Below are 15,273 nucleotides of genomic sequence, written 5' to 3' on the forward strand. Positions count from 1 at the left end.
TTAACTATTGTCGGTGTTGCTATAGGGTGGCATGTAGTAGCTATTCGCACCCTAGCAATACGACAACGATCTTTTTTTTATATTTAGGGGTCAACTATGAACGTTGTTTTTTTTGACCTTGCTCGATATGCATATCCCCTCACATCAGACAAGGTGATTGTCTGTCGTCTAGCGAGAGTTTTGGCATGGATTCATGCCACACTTTCCATTCGCTAGGCTTTGCGAGGGTGATGTGGTTCGAATAGTTCAACTGTATTGTCCGAGTTGTTATATGTTTGTTGAATGTTTTTTATGACGCGGAATTAATACAAATTGAGTTGGGCGTAGGTGCTTTCTGCCCGTTGAACATATCGCTGTGCAAGGCCGGTTTCTAGGAATGTCATCATGAAGTTGTTAGGCTTCAGGGGCACTATTGTCTAAATATTTTTTGTGGCGCTGTATTTTGTCTCATCAAAAAGTTCATATAGCAAAACCTTTTATAAGTATTTGATGTTACAAAATATTATTTTTATAGGCCAGACTATAAATTAAATAAGCCATGTCTATTTAGATCAAATGAGGTCTCTGTGTTAACGGGACTGTTAGATTAAAAGTTCGAATGAGAACTGGAAATTAAGAGAATAGAACTATGAAACTCACGATTGGAGTTGTGTGTGAACACAGTGGCGACGAACGGCGTGTCGCTATGTCGCCAGAGGTGCTACAAAAGTTCGCAAAGCTGCAGGTTCCTATAGTGATGGAATGCGCGGCTGGTGCCGCAGCTTATTTCCCTGATGAAAAATATAGCGGCGACAATTTAACGTTTGTGGCCGATGCCGCCCGTGTTTTTCAACGGGCAAATGTTATTTTTAAAGTGCAAGCACCGACCCTTGCTGAAGTAGCCATGATGCAGGACGGTTGCTTGTTGTTAGGGGCGCTTACACCGCATAAAAACATAGATGTGATAAAAGCACTGGCTGCAAAAAATATAAGCAGTTGGGCAACAGAATATATTCCGCGTATTTCTCGTGCTCAGAGTATGGATACACTTTCATCTCAAGCTGCTGTAGCGGGTTACAAGGGCGTATTGCTCGCAGCGAACCTGAGTGCAAAGTTTTTCCCCATGCTGACTACGGCTGCGGGCACAGTGCGCCCTGCAAAGGTATTGGTGCTGGGAGCGGGTGTTGCAGGCTTACAGGCTATTGCTACTGCCAAACGTCTGGGTGCAGTTGTGGAGGCTTACGATATTCGTCCTGAGACGAAAGAGCAGTGCGAATCGCTCGGCGCTAAATTTATTGATACTGGAATTAATGCTGCAGGTGAGGGTGGCTATGCACGCGAATTAACAGCAGATGAGCTTGCGCAGCAAAAAGCGATTGTAGATAAGCATATCGCGAAATCTGATGCAGTGATCACTACCGCGGCGATTCCGGGGCGGCCGTCACCTAAATTAATAGATGCCGCTGCGGTAGCCATGATGCAGGCGGGCGCCGTGATAGTGGATTTGGCCTCTGAAGGTGGTGGCAATTGTGCATTAACCCAAGCTGGCGCCACTATCGAGCACCAAGGTGTAATCATTGCAGGGCCATTGAATGTGCCCGCACAACTTGCTGTTCACGCCTCGGAGATGTTCAGTAAAAATCTATTTAATTTTCTATCGCCCTGGATAAAAGATGGCGACTTAGTTTTAGATTGGGACGATGAAATTGTGCGTCAGGCCTGTATTACACGCGATGGTGCCATAGTGAATGAGCGCGTTAAACAACTGCTGGGGAGTCAATCATGATTGAAGGTATGGTAGCTCTGTATATTTTTATGTTGGCTGCATTCACCGGTTATGAGGTGATCTCTAAAGTGCCTGTTATTTTGCATACACCACTTATGAGCGGCTCTAATTTTGTACACGGTATAGTCTTGGTGGGTGCAATGGTCGCTATGGGGCGCGCGCAAACAAATGTGGAGTTGGCGATAGGTTTTATCGGTGTATTTCTCGCTGCAGGAAATGCTGTGGGCGGCTATGTGGTCACTGATCGTATGCTGGAGATGTTTAAATCTTCCAAGCAGGAGAAAAAATAATGAATGATTTTTTTGCAGTGGGAAATTTCATTGAAGGCGCTTATTTTTTAGCAGCACTTCTATTTATTCTCGGCTTAAAGCGCATGTCATCACCTAAAAATGCGCGTCAAGGCATTATCTGGGCTGGTGTGGGTATGTTGATTGCCACACTTGCGACATTTTTGTATCCGGGCTTGGGTAACTACGGACTTATGATGGTGGCAATTGTGTCGGGTTCTATCATCGCTTGGTGGACTGGAAAGCGCGTGGCCATGACGGATATGCCGCAAATGATTGCGCTTTATAACGGTATGGGAGGCGGGGCGGCGGCGGCTATTGCGGCGGTGGAATTATTGAAGCTGTTAGAGCCTGTAGGCGTTCACGACGTTTTGGCGCGCCAAGCGAGTGGTCATACATTAATTGTGCATGTGCTGGCAGTAGCTGGTGCAATTATAGGTACTGTTGCCTTTTCCGGATCACTCATAGCATTCTTTAAATTACAGGGAATTATGAAAGGGGTGATTCGTTTTAAAGGTCAGCAAGCCGTCAATGGATTATTTTTTGTGGCGACCTTAACCTTGGGTTTTTTACTCTGTTCAGCGGTAGAGTTGGATGCGACTTACCGTATTGTTGATGCTCATTTCAGCAGTGAATTATTACTTGGTTTTTTTGTGTTGGCCTTGGTGTTCGGTGTTTTGATGACAGTGCCCATCGGCGGTGCCGATATGCCGGTGGTTATCAGTCTGTTCAATGCCTTAACCGGTTTGGCTGTAGGCGTGGAAGGTTTTGTATTGGGTAACGCCGCCATGATGATTGCTGGTGTAGTGGTCGGCTCGGCAGGTACTTTGCTTACGCAGTTAATGGCGCGTGCAATGAATCGCCCTATCAGCAATGTATTGTTTTCTAATTTTGGCAGCAGTTCTGCGAGCACCAATGAAATTAATGGCAGTATGAAAGCTATTGAAGCGAGTGATGTAGGTGTGATGATGGCCTACGCTGAAAAAGTATTAATAGTGCCTGGGTATGGTATGGCAGTGGCCCAAGCGCAGCATAAAATTTGGGAGCTTACGCAACAGTTACAAAAGAATAACGTGACGATTAAATTTGCGATTCACCCTGTTGCAGGACGTATGCCGGGCCATATGAATGTGCTGCTTGCAGAGGCGGGTGTGCCCTACGATATTATCCAAGATTTGGATGAAATTAATGAAGAGTTTGCTACCACTGATGTTGTGTTAGTGATAGGTGCAAATGATGTAGTCAACCCTGACGCGCGCAATGATAAGAGCAGCCCAATTTATGGTATGCCAATTCTCAATGCGTTCAAAGCGCGAAACTGTGTTGTCATAAAACGGGGTCAGGGGCGAGGCTTCTCAGGTGTTGAGAATGCGCTCTTCTATGCTGACAACACCCGTTTACTTTATGGCGATGGTCAAAAAGCGGTAGCGGAAATTATTGCTGCGATTAAAACGTTAGATTAACTCTTGTATTGAAACCTTTAATTTTGACATTTAAATTTTAATGTCTTGTTAATAATCCTTACTAATTTTATGCAACCCAGCCCACTAGGGTGATCCTCTAGATAGGGTTGGCTGGCTGAGTATTGTTTATGAATTCTGCAACCCATGTACCCAACAGCCCTACCACGCTCAAAAAGCGTAAACCTATGGTGATCGCGAATTGGAAGTTGAATGGCGGTATAGATTTAATCTGCACCTCGGTGGCGTCTTTTATTGGCAAGCATTTTGATATTCAGATTGCGCTGTGCCCACCCTATATTTATATGCGCGACATGCTCACGTTTTTGCAGCATTCGGAAATTAAAATTGGCAGCCAAAATGTGAGTAAGTTTGAGTCGGGTGCTTACACCGGTGAGACCTCGGCGCAAATGTTGAAGCAGGCGGGTTGCTCACTTTGTTTAATTGGTCACTCGGAGCGCCGCGCGATGTTCCGCGAGAATAATCTCAGCTGTAATATCAAGGTGCAAACGGCGCTCAATCACGGCTTGTTGCCCGTGCTTTGCATTGGTGAGAACCAAGAGGAGCGCGAAGCGAGTATTACGAAGGATGTGATTTTTCGTCAGCTGAGCGAAGGCCTAGAAGGTATAGATTTAACCGCGAAAGATTTGTGTATTGCCTATGAACCCGTGTGGGCGATTGGTACCGGTTTGGCCGCATCGCCTGCAGAAGCCCAAGAAGTGCATCAATTTATTCGCCGTGAATTGGCCGCGCTTTACGATGAGCCCACGGCCCAGCGTTTGCGTTTGCTCTACGGCGGCAGCGTGAATAAAACCAATGCGACTGAGTTGTTGGGCCAAGAAGATATCGACGGGCTTTTGGTGGGCGGTGCGAGTTTAGACCCAGGCCACTTTTTGGCGATTTGCCAACAGGCCTCGGTGCTGGCGGTTCAGCCCAGCCTTGTGCCCTCGTTGTAGTAGCGAGTGAATAAGTTAACGACACCCAGTGACAGTAAAAAAATTAGATTGATATTTTGACAGGATTTTATAATGAGCTCGTTAGTAAACCAAGTTGCTCCCGGTGTAGCCACCGGTGATCAGGTGCAAGCCCTGTTTCGTTATGCCAAAGAACATGGCTTTGCGTATCCCGCTGTGAATGTGGTGGGCACCAATTCTATTAACGCCACCTTAGAGGCAGCGCACGCCGTTAATTCACCGGTTATTGTGCAGCTGTCCCACGGCGGTTCGGCGTTTTTTTTAGGCAAGGGTTTAAAGTTAACCGGCCAAGAAAATTCCGTGCTGGGCGCGGTAGCGGCGGCTAAGTATGTGCATACCGTTGCAGAAGCCTACGGTGTTCCCGTTATTTTGCACACAGATCACGCGGCCAAGAAGTTACTGCCCTGGATCGATGGGTTATTAGACGCGGGCGAAGTATTTTTTGCGCAAACCGGCAAGCCACTGTTCAGCTCGCACATGTTGGATTTGTCTGAAGAGCCTCTCGCGGAAAATATTGAAATATGTGCCGCCTACTTAGCGCGCATGAGCAAAATCGGCATGACCTTAGAGATAGAACTGGGTTGCACCGGCGGCGAAGAAGATGGCGTCGATAACACCGGCATGGACAGCTCTGCGCTCTACACCCAGCCGGAGGATGTCGCCTACGCCTATGAAATGCTCAGCGCCATCAGCGACAAGTTCACCATTGCCGCTTCTTTCGGCAATGTGCACGGCGTGTATAAGCCCGGCAATGTAAAACTTACGCCCGCAATTTTAAAAAATTCGCAAACCTATGTGAGTGAAAAATTTAATCTGCCTGCAAATAGTTTGGATTTTGTCTTTCACGGCGGCTCGGGCTCCGACCCAGTGGAAATTGCCGAGGCAATTGGCTATGGCGTGATCAAAATGAATATAGATACCGACACCCAATGGGCCGCATGGCAGGGCGTGATGGACTACTACAAAGCGCATCAAGCCTACTTGCAAGCGCAAATCGGCAACCCTGAGGGCGACGACAAGCCCAACAAAAAATACTACGACCCACGCGTGTGGCTGCGCAAAGTGGAGGAGGGCATAGTGCAGCGTTTGCAACAGTCTTTTGCGGATTTGAATTGTGTAAATCAATACCGCTAGTATTTTATTAATAGCGCGCAGCCTTATAAAAGGCGCGCGGCTTTTTTCCCCCTGCGCGTAAGGCCTACACCGAGATTTATGTTATGCACTACTCCATTCCATCACACCAGCCGCCAGTGTTAACTGCTGCCGACAACAACAATAGCGCCCATGGCATTGTTACTCATTGCGCAGTTACTCATGGGCATACGCGTTTCACGCTCGGGCATTCTCCTATGCAAACTATCTATACTGATTTACACCATGACAAAGTAGAACCGGCATTAGTATCCGTTATTAGCAGCCTTACCCAGGTTGCCAAAGATATCGCACTCTGCGTGCGTCAAGGTGCCTTGGCGGGCATACTCGGTTCAGCGCAGCGCGAAAATGTGCAGGGCGAAACACAAAAAAAATTAGATGTCATCGCCAACGATTTAATCAAAACCGCGCTGTTACAAAATTCAGCGGTGCGCGCGCTCGCCTCGGAAGAGGAAGAGCAAGTGGTTGCCGCTACTGCAGGTGCACCCTATGTCGTCGCCTTTGATCCTCTCGACGGCTCATCAAACATCGACATCAATGGGCAAATTGGCACCATCTTCACGGTCTACCCCGCACTGTCGCAATTGGCAGCGGATAGCCCCGCGCATTTTTATCAGCAGGGTAAACAACAAGTGTGCGCGGGCTATGTACTCTATGGCGCCGCAACCTTGCTCGTTATTAGCACGGGCGGCGCAACGCGCTGTTATACCCTTGACAGCCAAAGCAATGAATTTGTACTCACCAATGGCAAGTTAGCCGTACCGCAATGCACGCAAGAATTTTCTATCAACATGTCTAACCAACGCTTCTGGGGTGGCAACATGCAGCGCTACATCGCCGATCTATTGCAAGGCGAATCGGGCGCGCGTGGCTTGCGCTACAACATGCGCTGGAATGCGGCCATGGTGGGCGATGTGCACCGCGTACTCACGCGCGGCGGAATCTTTATGTACCCCAGCGATAACCGCAATGCCAAGCAACCGGCCAAGTTGCGTTTGCTCTACGAAGCCAACCCCATGGCCATGCTCATCGAAAATGCCGGTGGCAAAGCCTGCAGTGAAGCGCAGGATGAAATCCAACGCATTCTCGATATAGAGCCCCAATCGCTTCACCAGCGCGTGCCCGTTATTTTAGGCTCGGCCAATGAGGTGAAGGTGTGCGTTACCTACTTGTTAAAAGAGCCTGCAGTTGTATTTGACATGGATGTGACGGATGAAGCTTGAGGAATTCACGGTACTTTTTTGAGTAAATTGCGTTAAAGCTGGATGGGGTTAATGCCTAAGAAAGGTAGGTGCGGTTATGGAATTGGTTGATGCGCACTTACATATTTGGGCGCCGCATACTCTTGCGCGCCCTTGGCCTAATCCCCAAGCCCAAGCCCATCAGTCGCAGGGTGTAGATCAGCAACAACTATTAACGGCGATGGCTGCAGCGGGAGTTGCTCGTGGGATTTTAATTCCTCCTTCATGGGAGGGACATTACAACGACCTCGCCTTAGCCGCTGCTGCTGCGCATCCTCAGCGCTTTGGTGTCATGGGGCGGCTTGATCCTGAATTGGCGGCAAGCCGAGGCCAGCTAAAAACTTGGCGCGACCGAGGCTTTTTGGGGTTGCGCTTTATTTTCCATTCTTCTCGTGATCAAACGCTTTTTTTAACGGGTGATTTTGATTGGGTGTGGGCAGAAGCTGAAGCCGCCGCTGTTCCTGTGACAGTTATGCTGCCGGGCTTACCGCAAATGGCACAGGCGCTTGCGCGTATTCTGCAGCGGCATCCAGACTTGCGCCTGTCTCTAGATCACCTCAACCTTGCTCCTCACTTACTGCCTACCAATCGCGCAGCGCTTATGGCTGCTATAGCGCCGCTTATCCCTTTGGCGAACTATTCTAATTTTGCACTTAAAACGACTGCTATGGCGGCACTCATGTATTCAGGCTGCAGGCTTGTCGATGTAAGTGATGCTCTTGCGCAGCTGTTTGATAACTATGGGGCGCGTCGCTTATTTTGGGGGACAGATCTAAGTCGCTCTCCTGTTGGTTATAGCGATGCAATAAACCTCTTTACTGAGCAGCTATCTTGGCTCAGCGCGGAAGACCTCGCTTGGATTATGGGGCGCGGGCTTTGCGAGTGGTTGGATTGGCCTATGGAATCTACATGCTAGGTTATGTCGTTAGGGGCAATAGCTATCCTCCCGTGGGCTTATGCGCTCGTGTTCCCTACTGCTAAGGTCGTTCCTCACATTGGCTTGATGGCCACCCTTCACTTATAGTCCACCTTACCTTTGGTATTACCTAATTTGTATTAATTTCATTAATTGGTAATACCAAAGTTGTCATACCAAAAAAACTGTGCGATTATAAATGCTCAGCAGTGAAAGTTAAGGCTTTTAGTATCGACTTAGCACTGCTGGATGGCCAAGGTATGCCAAACTTTAGGCTGGTAGCCTTGTTTAGCGATTCGAGCCCTGGGCCAAATAGAAAGGTCTAGGCGTTTGACTGGGTTAAGCGCGGCGTTTTTCGGGCACAATTTTTTGTTGAGTAAACACCATGAGTCAAATAGCGAAACAACGTAAACCTATCGTCATAGCCAACTGGAAGCTCAATGGCAGTGTTGGGCTTATTTGCACCTCAGTGGCTCCTTTTATTGGCAAGCATTTTGATGCGCAAATTGCACTCTGCCCTCCGTATATCTACATGCGCGACATGCTGACGTTTTTACAGCACTCAGAAATTAAAGTCGGCAGCCAAAATGTAAGCCGCTACGAGTCGGGCGCTTACACCGGTGAAACCTCGGCGCAAATGCTCAAGCAAGCGGGTTGCGCACTCTGCTTGATCGGGCACTCTGAACGTCGCGCTATGTTCAATGAAAGCAACGAAGGCTGCCGTGTAAAAATTCAAACCAGCTTAAATCATGGTTTGCTTCCGGTACTGTGCATCGGTGAAAACCAAGCAGAGCGCGAAGCGAATACCACAGAAGAGGTCATAGGTACGCAGCTGCGAGAAGGGCTGGAGGGTATCGATTTGACGGGCAAGGATATTTGTATTGCCTATGAACCCATTTGGGCTATAGGCACGGGCCTTGCCGCAACCCCGCAAATCGCGCAACAGATTCATGAGTTCATTCGCAGAGAGCTTAAATCCCTCTACGGCGAAGAGCTTGCTAATCGCGTGCGTCTGCTTTACGGCGGCAGCGTAAACAAAACAAATGCGCGCGACCTTATGGCACAGGAAGATATCGATGGCGTGTTGGTTGGCGGCGCGAGCTTGGACCCAGGACACTTTCTCGCGATTTGCCAGCAGGCATCTGAGCAGGCGTTAAATTAAATTTTTTATTAAGTGTGATCAGTACAGGAATTATTTATGAACTCATTAGCCGCATTAGTACCCGCCGGCGTTGCAACTGGCGAGCAGGTAAAAACTCTCTATCAATTTGCGAAAGTAAATGGCTGTGCCTATCCCGCCGTGAACGTGGTAAGTACTAATTCGATCAATGCAACCTTGGAGGCGGCGCGGGCTATTAGTTCGCCCGTTATTGTGCAGTTGTCCCATGGTGGTTCATCTTTCTTTTTAGGAAAGGGCGTTAAGCTTGAAGGCCACGGTAACTCCATTCTGGGCGCAGTAGCTGCCGCGCATTATGTACACGCTGTGGCTGCTGCTTATGGGGTGCCGGTAATTCTGCATACCGATCATGCGGCAAAAAATTTATTACCTTGGATTGATGGCCTACTGGATGCGGGTGAAGTGTATTTTGCGCAAACGGGCAAGCCATTATTTAGTTCGCATATGCTCGACTTTTCTGAAGAACTGCTGGAAGAAAATATCGACATTTGTGTCGAGTACTTGCAGCGCATGAGTAAAATGGGTATGACCCTTGAGATAGAGTTGGGTTGTACTGGCGGCGAAGAAGACGGTGTGGATAACTCTGGTATCGACAGCTCCGCACTCTATACGCAGCCTGAAGATGTTGCCTATGCCTATGAGCGCTTGAGTGCCGTGAGCGATAAATTTACCATAGCGGCCTCTTTTGGCAATGTGCATGGAGTCTACAAGCCCGGCAATGTTAAGCTCACGCCAGAAATTTTGAAAAACTCACAGGCTTATGTGAGTGAAAAGTTTGCATTACCTGCACAGAGTTTGGATTTTGTTTTTCATGGCGGTTCTGGTTCTGAGCCAGCTGATATAGCCGAAGCTATCAGCTATGGTGTGGTAAAAATGAACATAGACACTGACACTCAGTGGGCTGCATGGCAGGGCGTAATGGCATATTACAAACAGCATGAAGCTTATTTGCAGGGGCAAATTGGTAATCCCGATGGCGAAGACAAGCCAAATAAAAAATACTATGATCCTCGTGTGTGGTTACGCAAGTTAGAAGAGGGCATGGTACAGCGCTTGCATCAGTCGTTTACCGACCTGAATTGTATCAATCAGTACAAATAGGTTAGCGCGGGTGGCCTATCTTGTGCGGGCTACTTAAAAACTAATGTCTTCAAGAAAACCGCTGAGCAATCTCGATTATTCAGCGGTTTTCTTGCTATTGAAAAAGGAAAACTATATGCAAGCTTTGTCTAAACAAACACTGGCACAGTGTTTAGTCGCAGAACAGGTTGAGCCAGCCTTGGCGACAGTTATTGTGAGCGTGACTGAAACCGCGCGCGACATTGCCGCGCGGGTTCATCAAGGTGCACTTGCAGGTGTGTTGGGTTCTGCCGCGGTAGAGAATGTGCAGGGTGAAACGCAAAAAAACCTAGATGTTATCGCGAATAATTTATTGAAAGACGCGCTTGCGGCTAATCCACAGGTGCGCGCACTGGCTTCGGAGGAAGAGGAGTATGTAGTAGCTGCTAATAGTGCAGGGCGCTATGTGGTTGCATTTGATCCACTCGACGGTTCCTCCAATATAGATATTAACGGTCAAATTGGCACCATCTTTACGGTTTACCCTGCGCTGGATAATATCGCCGACGATAGCGCGCTGCATTTTTTACAGGCGGGGTCAGCGCAAGTGTGCGCGGGTTATGTGCTCTATGGTGCGGCTACGCTGTTGGTTATGACCACGGCCGCGCCAGACAGCCCCACACGTTGCTACACTCTGGATGCGCAGAGCAATGCATTTGTACTTACCCAAGAGCAGCTTGATGTGCCCGCAAGTACGCAAGAATTTGCGGCGAATATGGCGAACCAGCGTTTTTGGGGTGAGGGCTTTAAACACTACATGGCCGATCTATTGCTCGGTGAAACAGGCGTGCGCGCTAAGCGGTTCAATATGCGTTGGAATGCCGCTATGGTAGGCGATGTGCACCGCGTATTAATGCGCGGCGGTGTGTTTTTATATCCACGTGACAGCCGCAATCTAGATCAGCCTGCCAAGTTGCGCTTGCTCTACGAAGCTAACCCTATGGCGCTATTAATTGAACACGCTGGCGGCAAAGCCTTTGGTGAAACGAGCGCAGGTATCGAAACGATTCTCAGCATTAAACCTCAAGCCTTACATGAGCGTGTGTCGGTGTTTTTAGGTTCTGCGGAAGAGGTAGATCTGTGCTTAAGTTATTTAGATTAGTCGCTTGGTCATAGAGAAGAGCCCCAAAAATTTTGTGTGTCATGTTTTATTGAAGTGTATTAACAACGTTTTTACTGAATATTTTACATCAAATCAAAAAACGGCAGGCTTCGCAGTCTGCCGTTTTTGTTGATGATGATTGAGCGCCCTGTGCCGTTAAGGCTGTGTATTTGGCTGCTGTCGCGCTTGACTTGGCGCGTCTAACCCCGTAGTTTGCGCGCCCGAGGTGTCTGATGAAGGTGAAAACCTTAGGGTCAGAGTCAATGGGAATTCGGTGCGTATCGTAGCTGCAGGCTGCGAACAATTCCGAGACTGCCCCCGCAACGGTAAATGCTTACTCAGCATGAGTCCGATACCAGCCTTAACAACGGAGCTACAGCTCCATTTATTCACGATGTCGCGGAGGGCAGCATCGGTGGAAATCTTGTGGTGCGCCGTTCGTTTTCGCCTGCGCAAACTACGCTAAGCTTTTCCGCTTTCCCTCCCTCATCCCATTAGGATTGAGGTGTTCAATGTTTCTCCCATCAAGTAATTTCAAGCTTGCCAGTCTGAGTGCTGCCATTATTGCAATGACCACATCCGCTAGTATTGCGCTTGCAAAAACCACCAGTGCTGAAAAAATCGAAAACGTTTATGTGAGTGCGACGCGCAGCGAAACCGCTCAAATGCCCGTTGCCACCCAAATTAAAATCATCACTGCCGATGAAATTCGGGTGAGTGGTGCAAAGCTTCTATCTGAAGTGTTGCGCACTCAGGCAGGTATTCAATTAACCGACTCCGACGGTAGCGGCGCACGCAATGTCACGGCGTCTATGCGCGGTTTGTCCGGCGCTAACAATGTGTTGGTCTTGGTGGATGGCCGCAAGCTAAACAATCCTTCGCTTGCTGCACCGGCGTTAAACACAGTTTCCTTAAAAGATGTTGAACGCATTGAAATTGTGCAGGGCAGTGCGGGCGTGCTCTATGGCGATCAAGCGGTAGGCGGCGTGATTAATATTATTACTCGTCGCGCTACGGCAGGTGACGTTAATGGTTCTATCAGTGCAACAACAGGTACTGGCAACCTCGAAGACTTTAGCGCAAGTTTAAGTCAGGGTTTTTTAAATGGTTTGAGCTATAGCGTATCTGCGCAAAAGCGTAATGCCGATAATTATCGCGATAACAACCAGTCGGCCTATGAAAATGTATTGGGTAATGTACGGTACGATTTTGCGAAGGGTTTTGTATTTATTGAAGGGCAGGCAGTGAGTGATGACTTGCGTTTGCCCGGTTCTATCAGTGATTTTCAGGCAGAACTCGATCGCCATCATAGTGATTCATTCAATGATTACAGCAATCAGGATACTGATACATGGCGTGTCGGCGGCGGTATCGATTTATTGGAACATTGGTTGCTGCAAGCTGAATATTCGGACCGTGACGAAGAGGGCGTTTACTTCTATGACAATTATTGGGGTGGCGCAATACCAGCCCCAACAGAGTACTCTGTTAGAGTGAAAAGCTTTACTCCACGGTTGATTGGTGAATATGCTCTTGTTCACGGCACGGCTATAGCCACAATTGGTTACGATCAGATTGAAAGTGATTATGAGAGTAATAATATTTGGGCATCTGTTAATTCTAACCAGCAGCAAAATAGCTGCTATGTGCACTTGGTGTACCCTTTATTGCCAAAGTTAACTGCTAATATCGGCGTTCGGCAGTCTGCTGTTGAAGATCAAAATTATCTGAAAGCTAGAGTACAAAAAGATGATTTAACAGCGAGTGAGCTAGGCTTGAACTATCAGCTGACCAACGAGTGGCGTGTTTTTGGCCGTTATGCTGAAAGTTTCCGTTTCGGAAATGCCGATGAAAATAATACTGTCATGCCTGGTGTTTTATTTTTAAAGCCGCAAACCGGTGATTCAGTGGAATTTGGTGCTGAATGGCAAAGTGGCGATACGCAGGTTTCTTATGCATGGTATGAAATGACGCTAAATGATCAAATAGTATTTGATTCAATTAATTACGCAAATATTAATCTGCCTGATTCCGAGCGTCAGGGCTTTACGTTGGATGTGGATGCGCGGTTGAGTGCTGAATTGGCATTTGGTTTCAATTACACTTATCTCGATGCCAAAGTAATAGAGGGTGCGTACGAAAATAAGCAGGTTCCTTTTGTGGCTGAAAATTCGGCGGCTTTTAATCTTTTGTTTACACCTATTGCTCCGCTGACTTTATCGCTAGAAAGTGTTTATACGGGTTCTCGCTACAAGGGTGATGATGAAAAAAATGCTCAGCCTCAATTAAAGCCATTGACTGTTTTTAATGTGGCAGTGGTATATAGCTATAAACAAATAGAGCTCAGTGCTCGTGTTAACAATATAACTAACGAATTATATGCAGGTTATCACTCTATATGGGGGCAATACCCACAACCTGAGCGAAACTATGAGGCCAGTATTAGCTACAGCTTTTAATGCATAATGGCTGTTAATTTTAAACAGTTGGGTAGCCGCAAGCTACCCAGCTGTCATGAGGGCAATCAACATGTCAGACGATGCAAACGATGTAGGCTCAAGCGGAAAAACGCCTGAGCAACAGGCGCGCCATAAGGAGCGCATGCAACAGCGAAAAGAAATTGTGGATGCAAAAATTGCACGCGCAACGGAAGATCGCGGTGTGGTAATTGTGTTAACTGGCGATGGTAAGGGAAAAAGCTCATCGGGTTTTGGTACCGCAGTGCGCTGTTTAGGCCATGGTTATAAAGTGGCTATAGTGCAGTTTATTAAGGGCACTTGGGAATGTGGCGAAAAAAACTTTTTAACCGAAAGCCTTTTTCGCGGTGAACACCCTAAGCTTGAATATTTTGTGATGGGTACAGGTTTTACCTGGGAGACACAAAATGCTGAGCAGGATAAGCAGGCTGCCGAAGCTGCTTGGGCTGAGTGCGAACATGTGTTCAGCGACCCGGAGGTGCATTTAGTGCTGCTCGATGAGCTGACTTATATGCTCAATTATAAGTATCTTGATAAAGACAAGGTAATCACTGCTATTCAAAATCGCCCTCTTAATCAAAATGTGATTATTACCGGCCGCGGTGCGAAAAAATATTTGGAAGACTTAGCCGATACGTTCAGTGAAGTTAAGCAGGTTAAACACGCCTTTAATCAGGGCGTAAAAGCGCAAAAGGGAATTGAGTGGTAGTGTTCGGCTCTTTTTCCTTTTTCTTTGTTATTTGATGTGCTATTTTGCGTAGTGAAGAGTGCGTTGGGGAAAGGGGATATCTATTCCCTCTCGGTCAAATGCTTCTTTAATGGATTTCAGTAAGTCATAGTAAAGGTTGATGCTGTCGGAAGCATCTTTGGCCCATGTCCACGCTTTAATAGTGATGGCTGACTCCCCTAAGGCAACTACCTTGGTGATCACTTTTGGTATGCCTTTGTCTATTTGCTGTAGAGTTCTTCCGTCAATGTGAAGTGGGTGGGCTTCAATTTCTGCAATCATTAACTCAAAGGCCTTATCGATATTGGCTGTATAAGAAATCCCAATTTCTAGTGTTTTACAGCAGCGTGTATCCGTGTGATTAAAGTTAATGAGTGGAGTGCTCCCAACTAAACTGTTGGGGATTACGACGCGGTTATTCTCAGTATCACGCAGAATAAATTGACGCAGATTGATGTCTTCAACGGTGCCGCTAAATCCATCGACAGTAATTCGATCGCCGATTTTAAACGGCTTGAAGATGACAATAAGTAAGCCGCTAAAAACATTGCTCAAAATTTGCTGTGAGGCCAAACCAGTAATGAGCGTTATAAGTCCTGCACCTGCGATTAATGAATGGCCTATTATTTCAAAGTCTGGAATTTTAGCCAGAGCAAAGCCAATACCTAGTGCGTAGGTAAGTGTAATCAAGCTGCGCCTAGCGAAAATCAATCCGGTTGAATCATAATTGGTGTGATGTTGAATGCGTAGTAATTTCTGATTAATGATGACTTTTATTATCTTTACCAGAATGAGGGTAACCACAAGGATAAGAGCAATGTCATAGCCTTCTGGTAAATTGTTTAGCCACTTCAGCTCGCGCATTCGTTTTTCTTC

General features: G+C 47.3%; 13 protein-coding genes and 1 riboswitch. Of the genes, 12 read left to right on the top strand and 1 reads right to left on the bottom strand.

All coding sequences use genetic code 11. The annotated features are described in order from the left end of the window. Nucleotides 1-628 precede the first annotated feature (628 nt). The 12 genes from AC0KUT_RS06125 to cobO all read left to right on the top strand — a co-directional run bounded on the left by AC0KUT_RS06125 (nucleotide 629) and on the right by cobO (nucleotide 14,379). Entirely contained in the window at nucleotides 629-1,765 is a 1,137-nt protein-coding gene (locus AC0KUT_RS06125) for an NAD(P) transhydrogenase subunit alpha (protein WP_488834355.1), read from the top strand. Beyond that, complete coding sequence (locus tag AC0KUT_RS06130; protein ID WP_488834358.1) at nucleotides 1,762-2,055, top strand: NAD(P) transhydrogenase subunit alpha part 2; 294 nt, start codon at nucleotides 1,762-1,764, stop codon at nucleotides 2,053-2,055. Before AC0KUT_RS06125 ends, AC0KUT_RS06130 begins: the two co-directional genes overlap by 4 nt. Then, nucleotides 2,055-3,515 (top strand): NAD(P)(+) transhydrogenase (Re/Si-specific) subunit beta, encoded by a 1,461-nt coding sequence (locus tag AC0KUT_RS06135; protein ID WP_488834359.1) that lies wholly within the window; start codon nucleotides 2,055-2,057, stop codon nucleotides 3,513-3,515. Before AC0KUT_RS06130 ends, AC0KUT_RS06135 begins: the two co-directional genes overlap by 1 nt. 128 nt (nucleotides 3,516-3,643) lie before the next feature. Continuing rightward, entirely contained in the window at nucleotides 3,644-4,468 is an 825-nt protein-coding gene (tpiA, locus tag AC0KUT_RS06140; RefSeq protein WP_488834360.1) for a triose-phosphate isomerase, read from the top strand. A 72-nt stretch (nucleotides 4,469-4,540) separates the two neighbouring features. Further along, nucleotides 4,541-5,620, top strand: coding sequence for a class II fructose-bisphosphate aldolase (fbaA, locus tag AC0KUT_RS06145; RefSeq protein ID WP_488834362.1), 1,080 nt, complete (start codon nucleotides 4,541-4,543; stop codon nucleotides 5,618-5,620). Between the two features lie 215 nt (nucleotides 5,621-5,835). Next, nucleotides 5,836-6,861, top strand: a complete 1,026-nt coding sequence (locus AC0KUT_RS06150; protein ID WP_488835654.1) for a class 1 fructose-bisphosphatase — start codon at nucleotides 5,836-5,838, stop codon at nucleotides 6,859-6,861. 76 nt (nucleotides 6,862-6,937) lie between these two features. Continuing rightward, complete coding sequence (locus AC0KUT_RS06155; protein WP_488834364.1) at nucleotides 6,938-7,795, top strand: amidohydrolase family protein; 858 nt, start codon at nucleotides 6,938-6,940, stop codon at nucleotides 7,793-7,795. Nucleotides 7,796-8,180: 385 nt separating this feature from the next. Further along, nucleotides 8,181-8,957: a triose-phosphate isomerase gene (gene tpiA, locus AC0KUT_RS06160; RefSeq protein ID WP_488834366.1), complete on the top strand. Its 777-nt coding sequence runs from the start codon at nucleotides 8,181-8,183 to the stop codon at nucleotides 8,955-8,957. Between the two features lie 36 nt (nucleotides 8,958-8,993). Next, nucleotides 8,994-10,073, top strand: a complete 1,080-nt coding sequence (fbaA, locus tag AC0KUT_RS06165) for a class II fructose-bisphosphate aldolase (protein ID WP_488834367.1) — start codon at nucleotides 8,994-8,996, stop codon at nucleotides 10,071-10,073. A 115-nt stretch (nucleotides 10,074-10,188) separates the two neighbouring features. Then, nucleotides 10,189-11,193 (top strand): class 1 fructose-bisphosphatase, encoded by a 1,005-nt coding sequence (locus AC0KUT_RS06170; RefSeq protein WP_488834370.1) that lies wholly within the window; start codon nucleotides 10,189-10,191, stop codon nucleotides 11,191-11,193. A gap of 207 nt (nucleotides 11,194-11,400) precedes the next feature. Then, a riboswitch (cobalamin riboswitch) is annotated at nucleotides 11,401-11,571 on the top strand. A 134-nt stretch (nucleotides 11,572-11,705) separates the two neighbouring features. Further along, nucleotides 11,706-13,652, top strand: a complete 1,947-nt coding sequence (locus tag AC0KUT_RS06175) for a TonB-dependent receptor (protein ID WP_488834371.1) — start codon at nucleotides 11,706-11,708, stop codon at nucleotides 13,650-13,652. A gap of 70 nt (nucleotides 13,653-13,722) precedes the next feature. Then, nucleotides 13,723-14,379, top strand: coding sequence for a cob(I)yrinic acid a,c-diamide adenosyltransferase (gene cobO / locus AC0KUT_RS06180; protein WP_488834375.1), 657 nt, complete (start codon nucleotides 13,723-13,725; stop codon nucleotides 14,377-14,379). Nucleotides 14,380-14,418: 39 nt separating this feature from the next. Here cobO and AC0KUT_RS06185 read toward each other — a convergent pair whose 3' ends face one another. Beyond that, nucleotides 14,419-15,261 carry a mechanosensitive ion channel family protein gene (locus AC0KUT_RS06185; RefSeq protein ID WP_488834377.1) on the bottom strand — a complete coding sequence of 281 codons (843 nt, stop codon included), beginning with the start codon at nucleotides 15,259-15,261 and terminating at the stop codon, nucleotides 14,419-14,421. Between the last annotated feature and the right edge of the window lie 12 nt (nucleotides 15,262-15,273).

It is taken from the genome of Cellvibrio sp. 25HG11W-0 (assembly GCF_057815475.1).

Coding starts and splice junctions, on each gene's coding strand:
- AC0KUT_RS06170 (WP_488834370.1), top strand. CDS start 10,189: ATGCAAGCTTTGTCTAAACAAACACTGGCACAGTGTTTAGTCGCAGAA.
- AC0KUT_RS06185 (WP_488834377.1), bottom strand. CDS start 15,261: ATGCGCGAGCTGAAGTGGCTAAACAATTTACCAGAAGGCTATGACATT.
- fbaA (WP_488834367.1), top strand. CDS start 8,994: ATGAACTCATTAGCCGCATTAGTACCCGCCGGCGTTGCAACTGGCGAG.
- AC0KUT_RS06175 (WP_488834371.1), top strand. CDS start 11,706: ATGTTTCTCCCATCAAGTAATTTCAAGCTTGCCAGTCTGAGTGCTGCC.
- AC0KUT_RS06135 (WP_488834359.1), top strand. CDS start 2,055: ATGAATGATTTTTTTGCAGTGGGAAATTTCATTGAAGGCGCTTATTTT.
- tpiA (WP_488834366.1), top strand. CDS start 8,181: ATGAGTCAAATAGCGAAACAACGTAAACCTATCGTCATAGCCAACTGG.
- AC0KUT_RS06130 (WP_488834358.1), top strand. CDS start 1,762: ATGATTGAAGGTATGGTAGCTCTGTATATTTTTATGTTGGCTGCATTC.
- AC0KUT_RS06125 (WP_488834355.1), top strand. CDS start 629: ATGAAACTCACGATTGGAGTTGTGTGTGAACACAGTGGCGACGAACGG.
- fbaA (WP_488834362.1), top strand. CDS start 4,541: ATGAGCTCGTTAGTAAACCAAGTTGCTCCCGGTGTAGCCACCGGTGAT.
- cobO (WP_488834375.1), top strand. CDS start 13,723: ATGTCAGACGATGCAAACGATGTAGGCTCAAGCGGAAAAACGCCTGAG.
- AC0KUT_RS06155 (WP_488834364.1), top strand. CDS start 6,938: ATGGAATTGGTTGATGCGCACTTACATATTTGGGCGCCGCATACTCTT.
- AC0KUT_RS06150 (WP_488835654.1), top strand. CDS start 5,836: ATGCAAACTATCTATACTGATTTACACCATGACAAAGTAGAACCGGCA.
- tpiA (WP_488834360.1), top strand. CDS start 3,644: ATGAATTCTGCAACCCATGTACCCAACAGCCCTACCACGCTCAAAAAG.